The organism is Halosubterraneus shenae, from assembly GCF_050510935.1.
GTDB lineage: Archaea > Halobacteriota > Halobacteria > Halobacteriales > Haloferacaceae > JBDGPU01.
Window position 1 is genome coordinate 569183 of sequence record NZ_JBNLVO010000002.1, and the last position, 15380, is coordinate 584562.

The 15380-nt window shown below is 68.3% G+C and carries 14 protein-coding genes; 13 read left to right on the forward strand and 1 reads right to left on the reverse strand.

Annotated features, from left to right (window positions below; all coding sequences use genetic code 11):
• Window positions 1-37: 37 nt before the first annotated feature.
• The 7 genes from ACQE3M_RS06015 to ACQE3M_RS06045 all read left to right on the forward strand — a co-directional run bounded on the left by ACQE3M_RS06015 (window position 38) and on the right by ACQE3M_RS06045 (window position 6623).
• Complete coding sequence (locus tag ACQE3M_RS06015) at window positions 38-484, forward strand: DUF4212 domain-containing protein (RefSeq protein WP_430504562.1); 447 nt, start codon at window positions 38-40, stop codon at window positions 482-484.
• Window positions 481-2157, forward strand: coding sequence for a sodium:solute symporter family transporter (locus ACQE3M_RS06020; RefSeq protein ID WP_430504563.1), 1677 nt, complete (start codon window positions 481-483; stop codon window positions 2155-2157). Before ACQE3M_RS06015 ends, ACQE3M_RS06020 begins: the two co-directional genes overlap by 4 nt.
• A 3-nt stretch (window positions 2158-2160) precedes the next feature.
• Complete coding sequence (locus tag ACQE3M_RS06025) at window positions 2161-2619, forward strand: universal stress protein (protein WP_430504564.1); 459 nt, start codon at window positions 2161-2163, stop codon at window positions 2617-2619.
• 51 nt (window positions 2620-2670) lie between these two features.
• Complete coding sequence (locus ACQE3M_RS06030; RefSeq protein WP_430504565.1) at window positions 2671-2892, forward strand: hypothetical protein; 222 nt, start codon at window positions 2671-2673, stop codon at window positions 2890-2892.
• Window positions 2893-2979: 87 nt separating this feature from the next.
• Entirely contained in the window at window positions 2980-4593 is a 1614-nt protein-coding gene (locus ACQE3M_RS06035) for a long-chain-fatty-acid--CoA ligase (protein ID WP_430504566.1), read from the forward strand.
• A 414-nt stretch (window positions 4594-5007) separates the two neighbouring features.
• Window positions 5008-5583, forward strand: a complete 576-nt coding sequence (locus ACQE3M_RS06040; protein ID WP_430504567.1) for a FlaD/FlaE family flagellar protein — start codon at window positions 5008-5010, stop codon at window positions 5581-5583.
• Window positions 5580-6623 (forward strand): hypothetical protein, encoded by a 1044-nt coding sequence (locus ACQE3M_RS06045; RefSeq protein WP_430504568.1) that lies wholly within the window; start codon window positions 5580-5582, stop codon window positions 6621-6623. Before ACQE3M_RS06040 ends, ACQE3M_RS06045 begins: the two co-directional genes overlap by 4 nt.
• Before the next feature lie 45 nt (window positions 6624-6668).
• On the opposite strand, the gene ACQE3M_RS06050 is transcribed toward ACQE3M_RS06045, so the two are convergent.
• On the reverse strand, window positions 6669-8402 hold the full coding sequence (locus ACQE3M_RS06050) for a thiamine pyrophosphate-binding protein (protein ID WP_430504569.1): 1734 nt from the start codon (window positions 8400-8402) through the stop codon (window positions 6669-6671).
• Between the two features lie 229 nt (window positions 8403-8631).
• Between ACQE3M_RS06050 and ACQE3M_RS06055 the strand changes: the two genes are divergently transcribed.
• The 6 genes from ACQE3M_RS06055 (at window position 8632) to ACQE3M_RS06080 (ending at window position 15379) form a co-directional block, all read left to right on the forward strand.
• Window positions 8632-9939, forward strand: a complete 1308-nt coding sequence (locus ACQE3M_RS06055; RefSeq protein WP_430504570.1) for an ABC transporter substrate-binding protein — start codon at window positions 8632-8634, stop codon at window positions 9937-9939.
• A gap of 24 nt (window positions 9940-9963) precedes the next feature.
• The gene (locus tag ACQE3M_RS06060; RefSeq protein ID WP_430504571.1) at window positions 9964-10830 is read left to right on the forward strand and encodes a branched-chain amino acid ABC transporter permease; all 867 of its coding nucleotides are present in this window, start codon (window positions 9964-9966) and stop codon (window positions 10828-10830) included.
• Window positions 10831-10832: 2 nt separating this feature from the next.
• Window positions 10833-12074, forward strand: coding sequence for a branched-chain amino acid ABC transporter permease (locus ACQE3M_RS06065; protein ID WP_430504572.1), 1242 nt, complete (start codon window positions 10833-10835; stop codon window positions 12072-12074).
• Entirely contained in the window at window positions 12071-12868 is a 798-nt protein-coding gene (locus ACQE3M_RS06070; protein WP_430504573.1) for an ABC transporter ATP-binding protein, read from the forward strand. Before ACQE3M_RS06065 ends, ACQE3M_RS06070 begins: the two co-directional genes overlap by 4 nt.
• Window positions 12865-13644, forward strand: coding sequence for an ABC transporter ATP-binding protein (locus ACQE3M_RS06075; RefSeq protein ID WP_430504574.1), 780 nt, complete (start codon window positions 12865-12867; stop codon window positions 13642-13644). The genes ACQE3M_RS06070 and ACQE3M_RS06075 overlap by 4 nt, the downstream gene beginning before the upstream one ends.
• A 169-nt stretch (window positions 13645-13813) precedes the next feature.
• A complete protein-coding gene (locus ACQE3M_RS06080; RefSeq protein ID WP_430504575.1) occupies window positions 13814-15379 on the forward strand; it encodes a long-chain-fatty-acid--CoA ligase in 1566 nt (521 codons plus the stop codon).
• Window position 15380 lies beyond the last annotated feature (1 nt).

Below are 15380 nucleotides of genomic sequence, written 5' to 3' on the forward strand. Positions count from 1 at the left end.
GCCAACGAACGCGACAACCCAGGAGACCACATCCACTATGCCAAATTCCAACACAGCACACGATTCGGCCGCCGAAACGGACGGCGGCGTCGCGAGCAGCGCGGCACAGCAACATCGACAGACGGACTACCTCGACGCGGAGGTGAACCTCCTGAGCCCGAGCACGCCGTTCATGCGTGACCATCTCCGGGTCGTCTGGACGGGCTTCGTCGTCTGGGCGCTGATCGTCTTCGGCCCAGTCACGCTGACGCTCCTCGCGCCGGGCGCGATGACGACGCAGCTGCCCGTGATCGGGTTCCCGCTCCACTACTTCCTCGTCGCCTTCGGCGCGCCGACCGGGTCGCTGCTGCTCGCGGCGTGGTACGCCCGCCGGCGGGACCAGCTCGACGAGAAGTACGGTATCGACCACGAACCGAACGAGCAGGTAGCGGAGGCGGGGGCTGACGCCGACGCCGCCGCGGCCGACGGAGGTGCCGAGCAATGACGGTTCCGCTCCAGGCCGACGCGCTCAACATCTCGTTCAAGCTCGTGCCCGCCATCATGGTCTTCCTGATGATGGCCTCGTTCCTCGTCATCGGCTACGTGTTCAAGGTGGCCGACGCCGAGGGCATGTGGGTCGCGGGCCGCGGTATCGGGAACATCGAGAACGGCATGGCGATCGGCGCCAACTGGATGTCCGCGGCGTCGTACCTCGGCCTGGCCGGCCTCGTCGCGCTCGCCGGCTTCTACGGCCTGGCGTTCATCGTCGGCTGGACGACCGGCTACTTCGTGCTGCTCATCTTCCTGGCGGCGCAGATGCGCCGGTTCGGGAAGTACACGGCCCCGGACTTCGTCGGGGACCGGTTCAACTCGCCGCTGGCCCGTGCGCTCGCCGCGGTCACGACGCTGCTCATCGCGTACGTCTACTCCGTCGGTCAGGCTCGCGGTATGGGGCTGGTCGGCCAGTACGTGTTCGGGCTCGACATCATCCCGATGATCGTGGTGATGATGACGATCACGGTCGGCTACCTCGCGCTCTCCGGGATGCTCGGCGCGACGAAGAACATGGCCGTCCAGTACGTCATCCTCATCATCGCGTTCCTGGCCGGCGTCTACGTCGTCGGCTTCACGCAGGGGTACTCCACGGTCCTGCCGCAGATCGAGTACGGCCTGCTGATCGACGACCTGAGCCACCACTTCTCGGCCCCCTTCCAGGGTGGGAGCACCTACTACCTCTGGGTGGCGACGGCGTTCTCGCTCATCTTCGGCACCTGCGGACTCCCGCACGTGCTGGTCCGGTTCTACACGGTCGAGAACGAGCGGACCGCCCGCTGGTCGACGGTCTGGGGACTGTTCTTCATCCTCCTGCTGTACTGGGCCGCGCCCGCGATGGCGGCCTTCGGCGTCGACCTCTTCGCGAAGGTGAACGAGATCGCGCCCAGCGCGGTGTTCACCGGCGAACAGGCGATGTCCGGTTCGGAAGCCGACGTCATCGTCGTGCTGGCGGCGCAGTTCGCGAACCTGCCGGAGTGGTTCGTCGGGCTCGTCGCCGCCGGCGCGATGGCCGCCGCGATCGCGACGACCGCGGGGCTGTTCATCACCGCCTCCTCGGCGGTTGCACACGACATCTACACCGAGCTGATCAACCCCGACGCGACCCAGCGGCAGCAGGTGCTCATCGGGCGGCTGACGATCGTCGCCATGGGCGCGCTCGTCACCGTGACCGCGTTCAACCCGCCGGCGCTCATCGGCGAGCTGGTCGCGTACGCGTTCTCGCTGGCCGGCATCGTACTGTTCCCGATGTTCTTCCTCGGGCTCTGGTGGGAGAACACGAACCAGAAGGGGGCCCTGGCCGGGATGTCGGTCGGGCTCCTCATCTGGATCACGTCGATCATCAACAGCGTCCTGCCGAAGTACGTCGACTTCCTGGCGGAAGCCTCCGGCTCGACGACGGCGATCGTCCCCCTCTACGCGCAGTACGTGCCCCCGATCGGGGCGGCGCTGGTGGGAACGCCGGTCGTGTTCCTCGTCACCATTGCGGTGTCGCTGGCGACGCCCGAGCCACCCCTCGAGACGAAGCAGATGGTCCGGCAGTGTCACAGTCCCGAACCCATGGGACAGCAGGAATCCGCGGAGGACGTCATCGCCGACGGCGGCGAAACGCCGGGGGACGACTGAACCATGTACGAGCGAATCCTCATCCCGACCGACGGAAGCGACGTTGCCGAAACTGCCGTGGACCAGGCGCTGGGGCTCGCGGAAGCCTTCGACGCCGAGGTTCACGCCCTGTACGTCGTCGACATCGACTCGGTGAACCTCGGTCTCGGCACCGAGCAGGTCGACCGGCTCCGCCAGGGGCGGTTCGACGAGATGGAGGAGGTGAAGGCCCGCGCCGAGGCGGCGACCGGCGCCGTCGCGGACCGGGCGGCCGAACGCGGTATCGAGGTCGTCGAGCACGTTGCCGGCGGCCGGCCGCACGCGGTCATCGCCGACTACGCGGACGACAACGACGTCGACCTGATCGTGATGGGAAGTCACGGGCGCAGCGGCGTCTCCCGGGCGATCCTCGGAAGCGTCACCGAGCGCGTGCTGCGGTCGACCGACGTGCCCGTGCAGGTCGTCGGCCGCAGGAGCGACTAATGAACACCAACCGGCCACCCCATGGACCACTCACCGCAAACCCCCGACAGCATGAGCCTCAAGACCCGACTCGGCGAGCACGTTCGCGAGCACAGAACCGGTATGCTGTACGACCTCCTGTTCGCGCTCGTCTGGGTGACGCTGGTGTCGGCGCTGTTCGACCACGTGTTCACGAGCGCACCCCGGTGGGCGTACTACCTGTGCATGCTCGCCGCCATCCCGGCGTACTTCGGGTTCCTCCTCTCGCTCGCGGTCGCCCGCGAGCAGCAGTAGGGGGGCCGGTCGGAGGTTCGACGGCGGTCAGCCACGGCGGAGTACCCGCATCGAAACGATAACACACCACAACTACGACTACCGATCATGCACAAACCACTGCTCGCAACGGAGTTCCTCGACCGCGCCCGACGGAATTACGGGGACCAGGAAGCCGTCCTCGCCACCGACGGGACCAGGTACACCTACGACGAACTGGGGGACCGGGCCGACCGGTTCTCCGCGGTCCTGCAAGCGAAGGGCGTCGAGAAGGGCGACCGCGTCGCCATCCTCGACCCGAACACGCACTACCACCTGGAGGCGGCCTACGGCTCGATCCAGGTCGGCGCGGTCCACACGCCGCTGAACTACCGGCTCGTCCCGGACGACTTCGAGTACATCCTCTCGGACGCCGGCGTCGACGTCGTCTACGCCGACTACGAGTACGCGGAGAAGATCGAGGCCGTCCGCGACGACGTGCCGACGGAGACGTTCATCACGAACGACGCCGACGCCGTCGCGGGCGACTGGGAGTCGTTCGACGAGCTCGTCGCCGACGCCGACCCGGACGCGTACGAGCGCCCGGCGATGCAGGAGGACGAGACGATCACGATCAACTACACCTCGGGGACCACCGGCGACCCGAAGGGCGTCTGCCGGACCCACCGCGGGGAGACGATCCACGCGTACCTGATCAGCAAGCACCAGGAGATCAGCGACGACGACGTCTACCTGTGGACGCTACCGATGTTCCACGTCAACGGCTGGGGGCATATCTACGCGATCACCGGCATGGGGGCCCGTCACGTCTGCACCCGCGGCGTCGACGCCGGCGAGGTGTTCGAGCAGATCCGCACGGAGGACGTCTCGTACTTCTGTGCGGCGCCGACGGTGCTCAACATGCTCTCCGAGCACCACGACGAACACGGCGGTGCGACGACCGGCGAGAACGACGTCCGGGTCGCCACCGCCGGGGCCGCGCCGCCGGAGGCGACGATCCGGGCCGTCGAGGAGGAGTTCGGCTGGTACCTCCAGCACGTCTACGGCGCGACGGAGACCGGCCCGCTTATCACGACCTCCGACGCCCGCCGCTACTTCGCTGACGACTCCGAGGACCGTTTTGCCGTCAAAAAGCGGCAGGGATTCGGGTACCTCGGCACGGAGATCCGCGTCGTCGACGAGGACGGTACCGACGTTCCCGAGGACGGCGAGTCGATCGGCGAGATCGTCGTCCGCGGCAACCAGGTGATGGACCGCTACTGGAACAAGCCGGAGGCGACGGAGGAGGCGTTCAACGACCGCGTCGAGGGGTATTACCACACCGGCGACCTCGCCGTCGTCGGCGAGAACGGTATGATCGCGATCCAGGACCGGAAGAAGGACATCATCGTCTCGGGCGGCGAGAACATCTCCTCCATCGAGCTGGAGGACACGCTGTTCGAGCACGAGGCCGTCGCCGACGTCGCCGTCATTCCCGCCCCGAGCGAGCAGTGGGGCGAGACGCCGAAGGCGTTCGTCGTCCCCGACGGCGACGTCGACGACCCACCGGTGTCGACCGAGGAGCTCCGCTCGTTTGTCAGCGAGCGCGTCGCCTCCTACAAGACGCCCGGCGAGATCGAGTTCGTCGCAGAGCTGCCGACGACGGCGACCGGGAAGGTCCAGAAGTTCGAGCTTCGAGAGCGCGAGTGGGCGGATGAAGACCGGATGGTTGGAGAGGGGTAAGCCGCCCCGGTTTCCGACCGCAGCTGGACAGCGTTCGAACGAGTTTACTTTTAAATAACGGCCGTCGGTGTGGCGACGGTCGCCGCCGTCGTTCATAGCCCGTTCGCCACGGCGCTGTACAGTTGAACGCCGGCGAGCGTCGACGAGGTCGACGGCCGACTTCATTTATAAGTGTGCGCGGTCAGCAGCGGGATTTCGAGGGTGTGGTACGGCAGCCTTCCGGCGGCGATATTCGATTCCATTTATAACTGAAACCGGTAGGCGACTGGTGCTTCGAGGGACGCCCGGCTTCGAGGGACGCCCGGGTCGCCGTCGACGTGTTCCGGCGACGGAATCCCCATTTTCGTCGGTGATAACTACGGCCGAAGCTTCAAACGTCGATGCTCGAACCAACGGTACGGACGATCACACCAGATGAGCCTCGACCCACGAACGTACGACGTAGAGGAGCTGCGGGCGCTGGCGGGGCGCTCGCGGTCGCGACCGCCGACCCCGCGGTCGGACCCCGCCGAACCGGGCGACACCCGGACGCGACGCCCCCCGGCCCGCCACCGAAGCGACGCCGTCGCGCGCGGCGCTCAGTTCAAGAAAGCGTTGACCCGGCAGCGAGGGATGCCAGCGTCGCCCGAAACCCGCGGACGACCCTTTCTCGAAACGCTCCCGGACGGGCCGGTCGCGGAGACGACCGTGACGGACTGGCTCGGTTACCTCGTCGACGGCGGCGGGCGACGTCGGGCGGCCGACGCCCTCGCATACTACCGGCAGATCGGCTGGATCGCCCCGCCGGTCGAGTCCGCGCTCCGTGACCGGCTGGCCGGGTTTCACGACCCACAGCACGCCCGGGCGCTCACCGTCGCGGACCACCGCGTCGCGCTCGTGGCCATCCAGCGACTCGTCTCGTGTACGAACCACTCCGACGGCGCTCGCGGCGACGCCACTCGCAGCGACCCCCGACGCGAGCGCACGCGATCCCCACCCAGACACCAATGACAGCAAGTGAATCCCACGACGACGGCGCCCCGACCCCGGTCGGCGTCAAACTCGGCAGCACGCGCACCGTTCTCGACTACCCGAACGGCGAGGGGAGCGACCTCGTCTCCACGCTCACCTGCCTCGCGACGTACGAGGACCCGATCACCGGCGAGGAGAAGGTCCTCTACGGCGACGAGGCCGCGGTCGAGTACCCCGACCGCGTGAACTACATGCTCCGCTCCGGGCTCCCGGAGGACGAGGCGGGCGCGCGGGCGACGAGCCGCTTCTTCGAGACCCTCGTCGAGACCGAGAGTATCCCCGAACACAGCGCCGTCGTCTACGCCGTGCCGACCATCGACAACGAGCAGGGCGTCCGGAACCTCACGAGCGTCATCGAGGACAGCGACATCGGCCGCGTCGAGAGCCGGAGCTTCCCGGAATCGCTCTGTGGCGCCATTCCGGCGTACGGCGACGGCCTCGAGGCGATCGAGGAGGTGTTCATCTCGGTCAACATGGGCTCGACGACGCTGGAGGCCTGCGCGTACCGGCGCGGCGAGCAGCTCTCGCCGTACTCGACCGGCGCCGTCACCGGCAACGAGGTCGACCGCTGGATCGTCTCCGCCATCGAGGAGGAGACGCAGGGCCGCGTCCACGTCGACCGGACGACCGCCCGCGAGTACAAGGAGGTCCACGGAGACCTCGCTGAGTTCGAGCCGTTCACGGACGTCGTCCAGCAGCCCGGCGGCGGCAGCCACGAGTTCACCGTCGAGCGCGGCGTGACGGAGCCGCTCGACCGCTACGTCGACGACGCCGTCGACGCCGTCGCCAACGAGTTCCTCCCCGAGCTCGCCGGCGACCACATGAAGCCCTACCAGCTCGCGCTCGGGAAGCCGATCGCGGTCACTGGCGGGATGGCCTGCGTCCCCGGCCTCGTCGACGAGTTCGAGGCACGGCTCCGCGAGGAGCTCGACCGCGACGTCGACGTCGTCGCCCCCGAGAACCCGGCCACGGCCGCGGCGGAGGGTGCCGGCCGCATCGCCGAGCGGCTCGCCGAGTAACCCGCCGGGCCACTCTCCGCTCCCGAACCGTTTCTGCCCGCGGAGTCAGTCGTGGACCAGCACGTCCAGCACGTCGGGGCCGTCGCGGTCGACGGCGGCCGCGATGGCGTCGGCGATCGCGGCCGGGTCCTCGACCTGCTGCCCGCGAGCGCCGTGGCTCTCGGCGTTCTTCGGGACGTCGACCGGCGGCTCGAAGTCCATGCCGACGAACCCGTAGTCGTCCTCCTCGCCTCCGAACAGGTCGAGCGTGTTGTCCTTTAAGATCCGGTAGTTGCGGTTGTCCGGGACGACGACCGTGAGGTCGACGTCCCGGCGCGCCGCCGAGTAGAGCGTCTGCGGGTAGTAGAGGTAGGAGCCGTCGCCGACGAACCCGATGACGTCGCGCGGCTCCGCCCGCTGGCCTTCGGCGATGGCGGCGCCGACCGAGGCCGGGAGCCCGTAGCCGAGCCCCCCGCCCTTGTTCGAGACGTACTGCTCGGGCTCGAACGGCCACCGGGTCAACATCGCGTACTTCGCCGTGATGCTCTCGTCGACGACGTACGCGTCCGGCGCGGCCTCGTACATCGCGTCGACGAGCTCCGGCTTCGAGGCTCGCGGATCGTCGCTCTCACTGTCGTCGTCACTGCTCAGCTGTGCCTGCACTTGGTCCTTGACAGCGCCGACCTGCTGGAGCCGGGCGTCGCGCGCCGCGTTTGGTAGCGCCGCGCGGAGCTCCTCGGCGAGTTCCCCGAGCACGTGGCCGGGGTCGCCGACGACCGCCGCGTCGGCCGGCTGGTTCTTCCCCACCTCCCAGGCGTCGTCGCTGACGTGGATGCAGGTGGTGTCGGCCGAGACGAGTTCGTCCTCGTGGCGCGTCAGCGTCGTGTTCGTCGAGCAGCCCGCGAAGACGATGGTGTCCGCGTCCATGAGCCGCGCCGCGAGCGTCTCGTCCGGCGGGAGGTACGACACCCACTGGTCGTGGGCCGTCGGGAAGTCGACCTCGCAGGCGAGGATCTCCCCGTGCACGCGCGCGCCGGCGGCCTCGGCGAAGTCGACGGCGGCCTCGACGGCGTCGACGCCCGAGCGCGCGACGCCGTCGCCGACGACAAGGGCGACGTCCTCGGGCCCGGAGTCGCCATCGGGTTCGGACCCTCCCCCGCTGTCGCTCGCAGTGAGGAGCTCCGCCGCGCGCTGCACCTGCGCCGGATCCCCGCGGCCGCCGTCCGGGATCTCGCCGAGGCGTTCGGGCTCGGCGTCCGTCTCCGCGGTCATCACGTCGAGCGGCAGCGAGAGGAAGACGGGGCCGGTTGGCGGCGTGAGCGCGACGCGGAACGCCCGGCGGAGCATCGTCGGGAGCGTCTCCACGTCCTGCACCTCCGCGCTCCACTTGGTGAACTGGTCGGCCATCTCGACGAGCTCGCCGTGGAGGATCGGCTCCTCGTGCCGGAAGTCCGTGCTGTGGTTGCCCGCCGTCACGACCAGCGGCGCGCCGGCGACGCTCGCGCCGTAGAGGTTACCGAGCCCGTGCGCGAGCCCGGGCGCGATGTGGAGGTTCACGACGCCGACGGGGAGGACCGACTCGTCGTGATGGGCGTGGTACCGTCGCGTACTCGCGTAGCCGGCGGCCATCCCCACGGCCACGTCTTCGTGGAGCCCCAGGACGTACTCGAGGTCCGCGTCGTCCATCGCGGCCATCACGGGCAGCTCCGTCGTCCCCGGGTTGCCGAAGACGTGGGTCACGCCGTACTGCTCGAGCGTTTCGAGGAACAGGTCCGCGCCAGTGGACGAGTCGCCAGCCATGGAACGGGCACGGGCATGAAACCCGTTAACAATTCCGCTCCTCACAATCCGGAGCGGGAGGTTCGCGACGGCAACCGACCTCGTTGTGTGCTATTGTCCCACACATTTATGTGGGTCGTTGTGGAAACGGGTACCCACATCCATGGTTAACGATGATAAGAGTTCGGAGAATGTAGGGGGAGATGGTAAGAAAACTTCCCAAGTAGAAAACATTGATAAGATAACGTCGGTGGCTGACGGTGTCGACCGGCGGCGGTTTCTCCAGGCAACCGGTGCCGGCGTCGCGGCCACGTCACTGGCCGGCTGCACGGGCGGGGACGGCGGAGACGGCGGCAGCGGGGACGGCGGGGACGGCGGCGGGGACGGCGGCGTCGGCGACACGGTGAAGATCGGCGTGCTCGCGCCGGAGCCGGAGAACAACCCGATCGGTGCCTCCATCGCGAACTCGGCGGAGCTGGCTGCGGAGGAGCTCAACGCCGACGACGGCATCGCCGGCGCGGACGTCGAAGTGATCGTCAAGGACACGAAGGAGGACCCGTCGACAGGGAAGACGAAGTACCAGGAGCTCACCGTCGGCGAGGAGGTCGACCTGACGACGGGCGTGTTCACGAGCGAGGTCATGCTCAACCTGATGGGCAGCATCGCCCAGCAGCAGACGGTGCACCTCAACGCCGGCTCGGCGACGCCGGAGACGACGAAGCAAGTCGCGGAGGACTACGAGCAGTTCAAGTACTACTTCCGGACCGGCCCGGTCAACTCCCACTACCTCGGGGAGAACATGGTCGACTTCGCGGAGGCGCAGTTCGGCGACATGGGCTGGGACTCCGTCGCGGTCCTCGCGGAGGATTACAAGTGGACGGAACCCATCTCGGAGGCCCTCGACGGCGCGCTCTCGGAGGTCGGCGTCGACGTGCCGATCAACAAGCGGTACGCCAGTGGCACGGAGAACTTCTCGCCCATCTACGACGAGGTCGAGAACGCCGACGTCGACGCCGTCTACGTCGTGATGGCCCACACCGGGACGGCCGCGGTCGTCCAGTGGGCGAAGGAACAGCGCCCATTCGAGTTCGGCGGGATCCACGTCCCGCTGCAGTTCCCGACCTACTACGAGGCCACCAAGGGCGCCGCGGGCTACACGGTCACCCAGACCACGGCGACGCCGACCAGCGAGCTCACCGAGAAGACGAAGCCGTACGCCGAGGCGTACAAGGAGGCGAACGGCCAGTACCCGATCTACACGGGCTACGCCACGTACGACGCCGTCAAGCAGTACGCCGCCGTGGTCGAGGACGTGGGGACGACGAACGCGGACGAGGTCGTCTCGGGGCTGGAGGACAGCTCGTTCACGGGGACGACGACCGACTCGCTGGAGTACTACGGGAAGGACCACGAGTACCCCCACGACGTGAAGTACGGCCCCGAGAAGGCCTGGCCCGTCTGGCTCCAGTGGCAGGCGTCCGACGACGAGGGCGTCCAGGAGGCCATCTGGCCGGACGACGTCGCGACGACGGAGTACGAGAAGCCGCCCTGGGTGTAGCCACCCGGCCCACGCTCTCCAACTATGGTTGATCTACTTACCACGATAATCAACGCCGTCATGATCAGCGCCCTGTACGCGCTGGTCGCGACGGGGTTCACGCTCATCTTCGGCGTCGGCGGCGTCCTGAACCTCGCCCACGGGGCGACGCTCACCGTCGGCGCCTTCGCGGCGTACTACACGACGACTGCCCTCGGGCTGAACATCTGGATCGGAACGGTGGCGGCACTCGTCGTCGCCGGCCTGTTCAGCGCCGTCCTCTACCTGGGACTGATCCGCTGGGTGCAAGACGAGCCGATCATGGTGATGATCCTCTCGCTCGTCACGGCGATCTCGATAGAGCAGTTCTTCATCGTCGTCGAGGGGACCCAGCCGAAGGCGATCCCCTCGCTGATCCCGGGCCAGCTCGCGTTCGCCGGGATCAGCGTCCAGGCGAACCAGTTCCTCGCGTTCCTCCTCTCGTGGGTGCTCATCGGCGGGCTCATCGTCGCGACGAACTACACCCAGACGGGGAAGGCGATCCTCGCGACGAGCATGAGCACGAAGGGGGCCGCGCTCGTCGGCATCGAGAGCAACCGCATGTACCTGTACACGTGGGTGCTCGCGGGCGCGCTGGCCGGCGTCGCCGGCGTGTTCCTCGGCTCCTTCACCACCGCGAGCTGGGCGATGGGGCGCCAGCCGCTCGTGCTGTCCTTCTCCATCGTCGTGCTCGGCGGCATCGGCTCGATCCGGGGCAGCGTCGTCGGCGCGTACCTCATCGGCTTCCTCGAGGTGTTCACCGTATCGTACGTCGATTCGAGCATGAGCGGGCTGGCGTCGCTGGTCGTCCTGGTCGTCGTCCTGCTCGTGCGCCCCGAGGGCCTGTTCGGCCGCGAACTCACGGAGGCCTGACAATGTCGGACACACAACCCCACGGACTGTCGTACCGCGACGTGCTCGACCCGCGGGCGCTCCCGCTGCGCCAGCAGCTCGGGCTCGTCGGCCTGGTCGGTATCGCCCTGCTGCCGTTCGGCGCCGACCCGCTGTTCACGCTGAAGCTGATCGGCGCGCTCTACTTTGCCGTGTTCGCGATGAGCTGGGACGTCGTCTCCGGCTACACGGGCCAGATCAGCTTCGGGCACGGCCTGTTCTTCGGCGTCGGGGGGTACACCTCCGCGCTGCTGAACCTGGAGCTCGGGCTCTCGCCGTGGCTCGCCGTGCTCGTCGGCATGGTGCTGGCAGCCGTCGCCGGCGTCGTCATCGGCGTGCCCGCGCTCCGACTCGAGGGGCCGTACCTCTCGCTGATCACGCTGGTGGCGCCGCTCATCCTGCTCCAGGTGTTCATCGTGTTCAGCGACACGTTCGGTGGCGAGCTCGGCCTCTCCAGCCCGGAGAGCCTCGTCGCCTTCGAGAGCTTCCCGACGACCATCCTGGCGCACTACTACATCGCCTTCGGGCTGTTCGTCGGCGTGCTGGCCGCCCTGCTCGCGGTGACCCGGTCGGACGCCGGCGACGTGTTGACGGCGATCCGCGAGGACGAGCAGGCGGTCGCTGCCGCCGGGCTCAACCCGGCGAAGTTCAAGATCTTCGCGTTCGTGCTCAGCGCCGCCGTCGGCGGCCTCGCGGGCGCGATGTTCGTCCACACGCCGGTCGGCAACCCCCAGCCCAGCCAGCTGCTGGTGCTCACCGTCAGCATCGAGGTGATCATCGCCAGCATCCTCGGCGGGATGGGGACCATCGTCGGCCCGGCGGTCGGCGGCCTGTTCTTCTACCTGTTCCGGGACTTCCTCAGCGGCCTGAGCTGGACGGTGCCGGTGGTCGGCGCCCCGGTCTCGGACCTGGACCTGTTGCTGTTCTCGCTTTTCACCCTCGCGCTGCTGTTCGTCCTCCCCGGCGGGGCGCTCCGCTGGGCGATCCGGAACGGCCGGCGCGCACTGGACAGCCGAAAGCGCGAGGGCGGCGACGACGAGGGCGGGCCCGCCGTCACTGACGGCGGCCGCGGCCCGGTCGTCGCGACGCTCGCGGACTACCGGGACCGGCTCGCGTCCCGGGACGGCGGCGGGACGAACGACGCGACCCGGAACCGGCGGACGACCGAGCGCGAAGGCGTCGACGAGCGCCTCGACGAGACGAACGACGACGGAGGTCGACAATGAGCACTGACAGTTCCACCACGGACGAGGCGATGCCGACGGACGAGGACCTGGGCCCGGACGACGGGATCTTCGTCCTCGACGGGCTGACCAAGGAGTTCGGCGGGCTGACCGCCGTCGACGACCTCTCCTTCGCGGTGAAGGAGGGGGAGATCCTCGGCTTCATCGGCCCGAACGGGGCGGGGAAGTCGACGACGTTCAACTGCGGCACCGGCACCTACCCCCCGACCGACGGGACGGTGTGGTACCGCGGGGAGGACGTCACCGACGAGCCCGCCTACGAGATGGTCAAGCGCGGGCTTGCGCGGACGTTCCAGTCGTTCCGCCCGCTGGAGGACCGGTCGATCGTCGACAACGTCGCGCTCGCGCTCATTCCGGATCGTGTCGCGTCGCTATCGGGACTCCGCGGGGAGACCCGAGAGCGCGCCCGGCAGATCTGCGAGCGCGTCGGGCTGGGCGATCGCCTGGAGCAGCATCCGGGCGAGCTCCCTCACGCCGGGCTGCTCCGGCTGGAGATCGCTCGGGCCCTCGCGACCGACCCGGACCTCCTGCTGGTCGACGAGCCCTTCGCGGGCCTCTCGAATCAGGAGGTCGCGGAGGTTTCAGAGCTGCTGGAGGCGCTCCGCGACGACGGGATCACCCTCGTCGTCGTCGACCACAACATGCGCGGGCTGCTCTCGCTCATCGACCGTGGCGTCGTCATCCAGTTCGGGTCGAAGATCGCCGAGGGGCCACCGGAGGCGATCAAGGCGAACGAGCGCGTGCAGGAGGCGTACCTGGGAGGTGATTCGCTATGAGCACCGGACGCAACGTCGCCGACGACGACGCGGCTGCGTCGGGGGCAGCGGACGGGGACTCGACGGGGGACGCGGAGACGGTCCTGCGCGCCGACGACCTCAGCGTCTCCTACGGTGAGGTCGCCGCCCTCCGCGGCGTCGACTTCCACGTCGACGACGGCGAGATCGTCGCTATCATCGGCCCGAACGGGGCCGGGAAGTCGACGCTCGCGGACGCCGTCTCCGGCCACGTCGACTTCGAGGGGTCGATCACCTACCAGGGCGCGGACGTCAGCGAGTCGTCGGCGAGCGACCTCGTCTCGGCGGGACTGATCCACTGCACGGAGACGCGGGACCTGTTCGGCCACATGAGCGTCGCCGACAACCTCTCGCTGGGCGCCTACCGCCAGCGCGAGGGCATCGAGGAGCGCCTCGAGTTCGTCTACGACCTGTTCCCGACGCTGGAGGAGCGGAAGCAACAGGATGCTCGCACCATGAGCGGGGGCGAACAGCAGATGCTCGCCATCGGCCGCGCGCTGATGAGCGACCCCGACCTGCTGCTGCTCGACGAGCCGACGCTCGGGCTTGCGCCGGTCATCCTGGACGACATCAGCGAGGGGATCGAGGAGATCCGCGAGTCGGGCGTCACGGTGGTGCTCTGTGAGCAGAACGTCACCTTCGCGATGGACCACGCCGAACGGGTCTACCTGCTCGAGAACGGTCGCTTCGAGCGCGAGGGCGACCCGGACGAGCTCCGCGGCGACGACTACATCCGGGAAGCGTACCTCGGCGGCTGATCGCAGGACGCCAGCCACGCAGTCGGGTTGGCATCCGCGGCGACGACCTCTTTCAGCGTTAATTTACTCAGAAACTTCGCTTCAGTTGTTAGCAGTTCGGGACAGAATCGGTAAAATCGGTTTTCACGTGGGGAACGTTTTAGGGGGGTGACTCACATTAATAATCACGATGGTAAACCTTGCCACGAACGTACGATCGGCCGCCAGTGACCACCCGGACCAGGTCGCGCTCGCGGCGGACGGGCGGGAGACGACCTACGAGGAGTTCTGGCACCGGACCGGCCAGTTCGCGGCCGCGCTCCGCGACTGCGGGGTCGGCGAGGGCGACCGCGTCGCGATCTACCTCCCGAACGTGCCCCAGTTCGTGACGGCCTTCCACGGCACGCTGCGCGCCGGCGGGACGGTCGTCCCGATGAACCCGCAGTACAAGGCCCGCGAGATCGGCCACCTGCTCGACGACAGCGAGGCGAAGGTCGTGGTGACGCTGTCGGACCTCGTCCCGTTCGTCCAGGAGGTTCGCGACGACACTGACGTCGAACACGTCGTCACGGTCGGCGAGGAGGCCGACGCCGGCGTCGACTTCGAGGCGTTCCTCGCGGACGAGACGGTCGACGTCGTCGAGCGCGACGACGACGACGTCGCCGTCCAGCCGTACACGAGCGGGACGACGGGCCAGCCGAAGGGGGTCCAGCTCACCCACCACAACCTCACGTCGAACGCGAAGACCGCCGCGGACCTGGTGCCGAACGGCATCCAGCCGAGCGACAAGCAGCTCGGCGTGCTCCCGCTGTTCCACATCTACGGCATGACCGTCGTGATGAACGCGACGCTGTTCAACGGCGGCGCCTACTACCCGCTTCCCTCCTGGGAGGCCCAGCAGGCCGTCTCCCTCATCGAGAACGAGGAGCTGACGATGATGCACGGCGTCCCGGCAATGTACAACGACGTCATCAACCAGCCCGGCGCCGCGGAATTCGACCTCTCCTCGCTCCGCATGGCGGGCGTCGGCGGGTCCGGTATCCCCGTCGAGGTCCTCCGGCAGTTCGAGGACCTCTACGACGTGAAGGTGTACGAGGGCTACGGGCTCACGGAGACGAGCCCCGTCACCCACTTCAACTCGCCGAGCCAGGGGCGGCGCGTCGGCAGCATCGGGAAGCCGCTCCCCGGCGTGCAGTCGAAGATCGTCGACGAGGACTTCAACGAGGTCGAGCGCGTGGAGCGGGGGCCCGTCGAGGACGAAGACGACCTCGACGAGCTCACCGGCGAACTCGTCGTCGCCGGCCCGAACGTGATGAAGGGGTACTACAAGCTCCCGGAGGCCAACGAGGGGGCGTTCACCCAGGAGGGGGACACGCGCTGGTTCCACACCGGCGACATCGGCTACTGGGACGAGGACGACTTCTTCTACGTCGTCGACCGGAAGAAACACATGATCAACACCGCGGGCTACAACGTCTACCCGCGCGAGGTGGAGGAGCTGCTCTTCGAGCACGACGCCGTCGCCGACGTCGCCGTGGTCGGGATCCCGGACGAGCGCCGCGGCGAGACGGTGAAGGCCTTCGTCGTCCGGACGCCAGACAGCGACGTGACCGGGGAGGAGCTCAAGCAGTTCTGTCTCGACAACCTGGCGGAGTACAAGCATCCGCGCGAGGTGGAGTTCGTCGAGGAGCTCCCGCGGACGACGACCGGCAAGGTCCAGAAGTTCGAGCTGCGCGAGCGCGAGCAGTCCGCGTGAT

Bases quoted from the DNA above. Each gene is read 5' to 3' on its own strand.
- ACQE3M_RS06020 (WP_430504563.1), top strand. From the start codon at position 481: ATGACGGTTCCGCTCCAGGCCGACGCGCTCAACATCTCGTTCAAGCTC.
- ACQE3M_RS06070 (WP_430504573.1), top strand. From the start codon at position 12,071: ATGAGCACTGACAGTTCCACCACGGACGAGGCGATGCCGACGGACGAG.
- ACQE3M_RS06030 (WP_430504565.1), top strand. From the start codon at position 2,671: ATGAGCCTCAAGACCCGACTCGGCGAGCACGTTCGCGAGCACAGAACC.
- ACQE3M_RS06050 (WP_430504569.1), bottom strand. From the start codon at position 8,402: ATGGCTGGCGACTCGTCCACTGGCGCGGACCTGTTCCTCGAAACGCTC.
- ACQE3M_RS06015 (WP_430504562.1), top strand. From the start codon at position 38: ATGCCAAATTCCAACACAGCACACGATTCGGCCGCCGAAACGGACGGC.
- ACQE3M_RS06040 (WP_430504567.1), top strand. From the start codon at position 5,008: ATGAGCCTCGACCCACGAACGTACGACGTAGAGGAGCTGCGGGCGCTG.
- ACQE3M_RS06065 (WP_430504572.1), top strand. From the start codon at position 10,833: ATGTCGGACACACAACCCCACGGACTGTCGTACCGCGACGTGCTCGAC.
- ACQE3M_RS06025 (WP_430504564.1), top strand. From the start codon at position 2,161: ATGTACGAGCGAATCCTCATCCCGACCGACGGAAGCGACGTTGCCGAA.
- ACQE3M_RS06080 (WP_430504575.1), top strand. From the start codon at position 13,814: ATGGTAAACCTTGCCACGAACGTACGATCGGCCGCCAGTGACCACCCG.
- ACQE3M_RS06060 (WP_430504571.1), top strand. From the start codon at position 9,964: ATGGTTGATCTACTTACCACGATAATCAACGCCGTCATGATCAGCGCC.
- ACQE3M_RS06045 (WP_430504568.1), top strand. From the start codon at position 5,580: ATGACAGCAAGTGAATCCCACGACGACGGCGCCCCGACCCCGGTCGGC.
- ACQE3M_RS06075 (WP_430504574.1), top strand. From the start codon at position 12,865: ATGAGCACCGGACGCAACGTCGCCGACGACGACGCGGCTGCGTCGGGG.
- ACQE3M_RS06035 (WP_430504566.1), top strand. From the start codon at position 2,980: ATGCACAAACCACTGCTCGCAACGGAGTTCCTCGACCGCGCCCGACGG.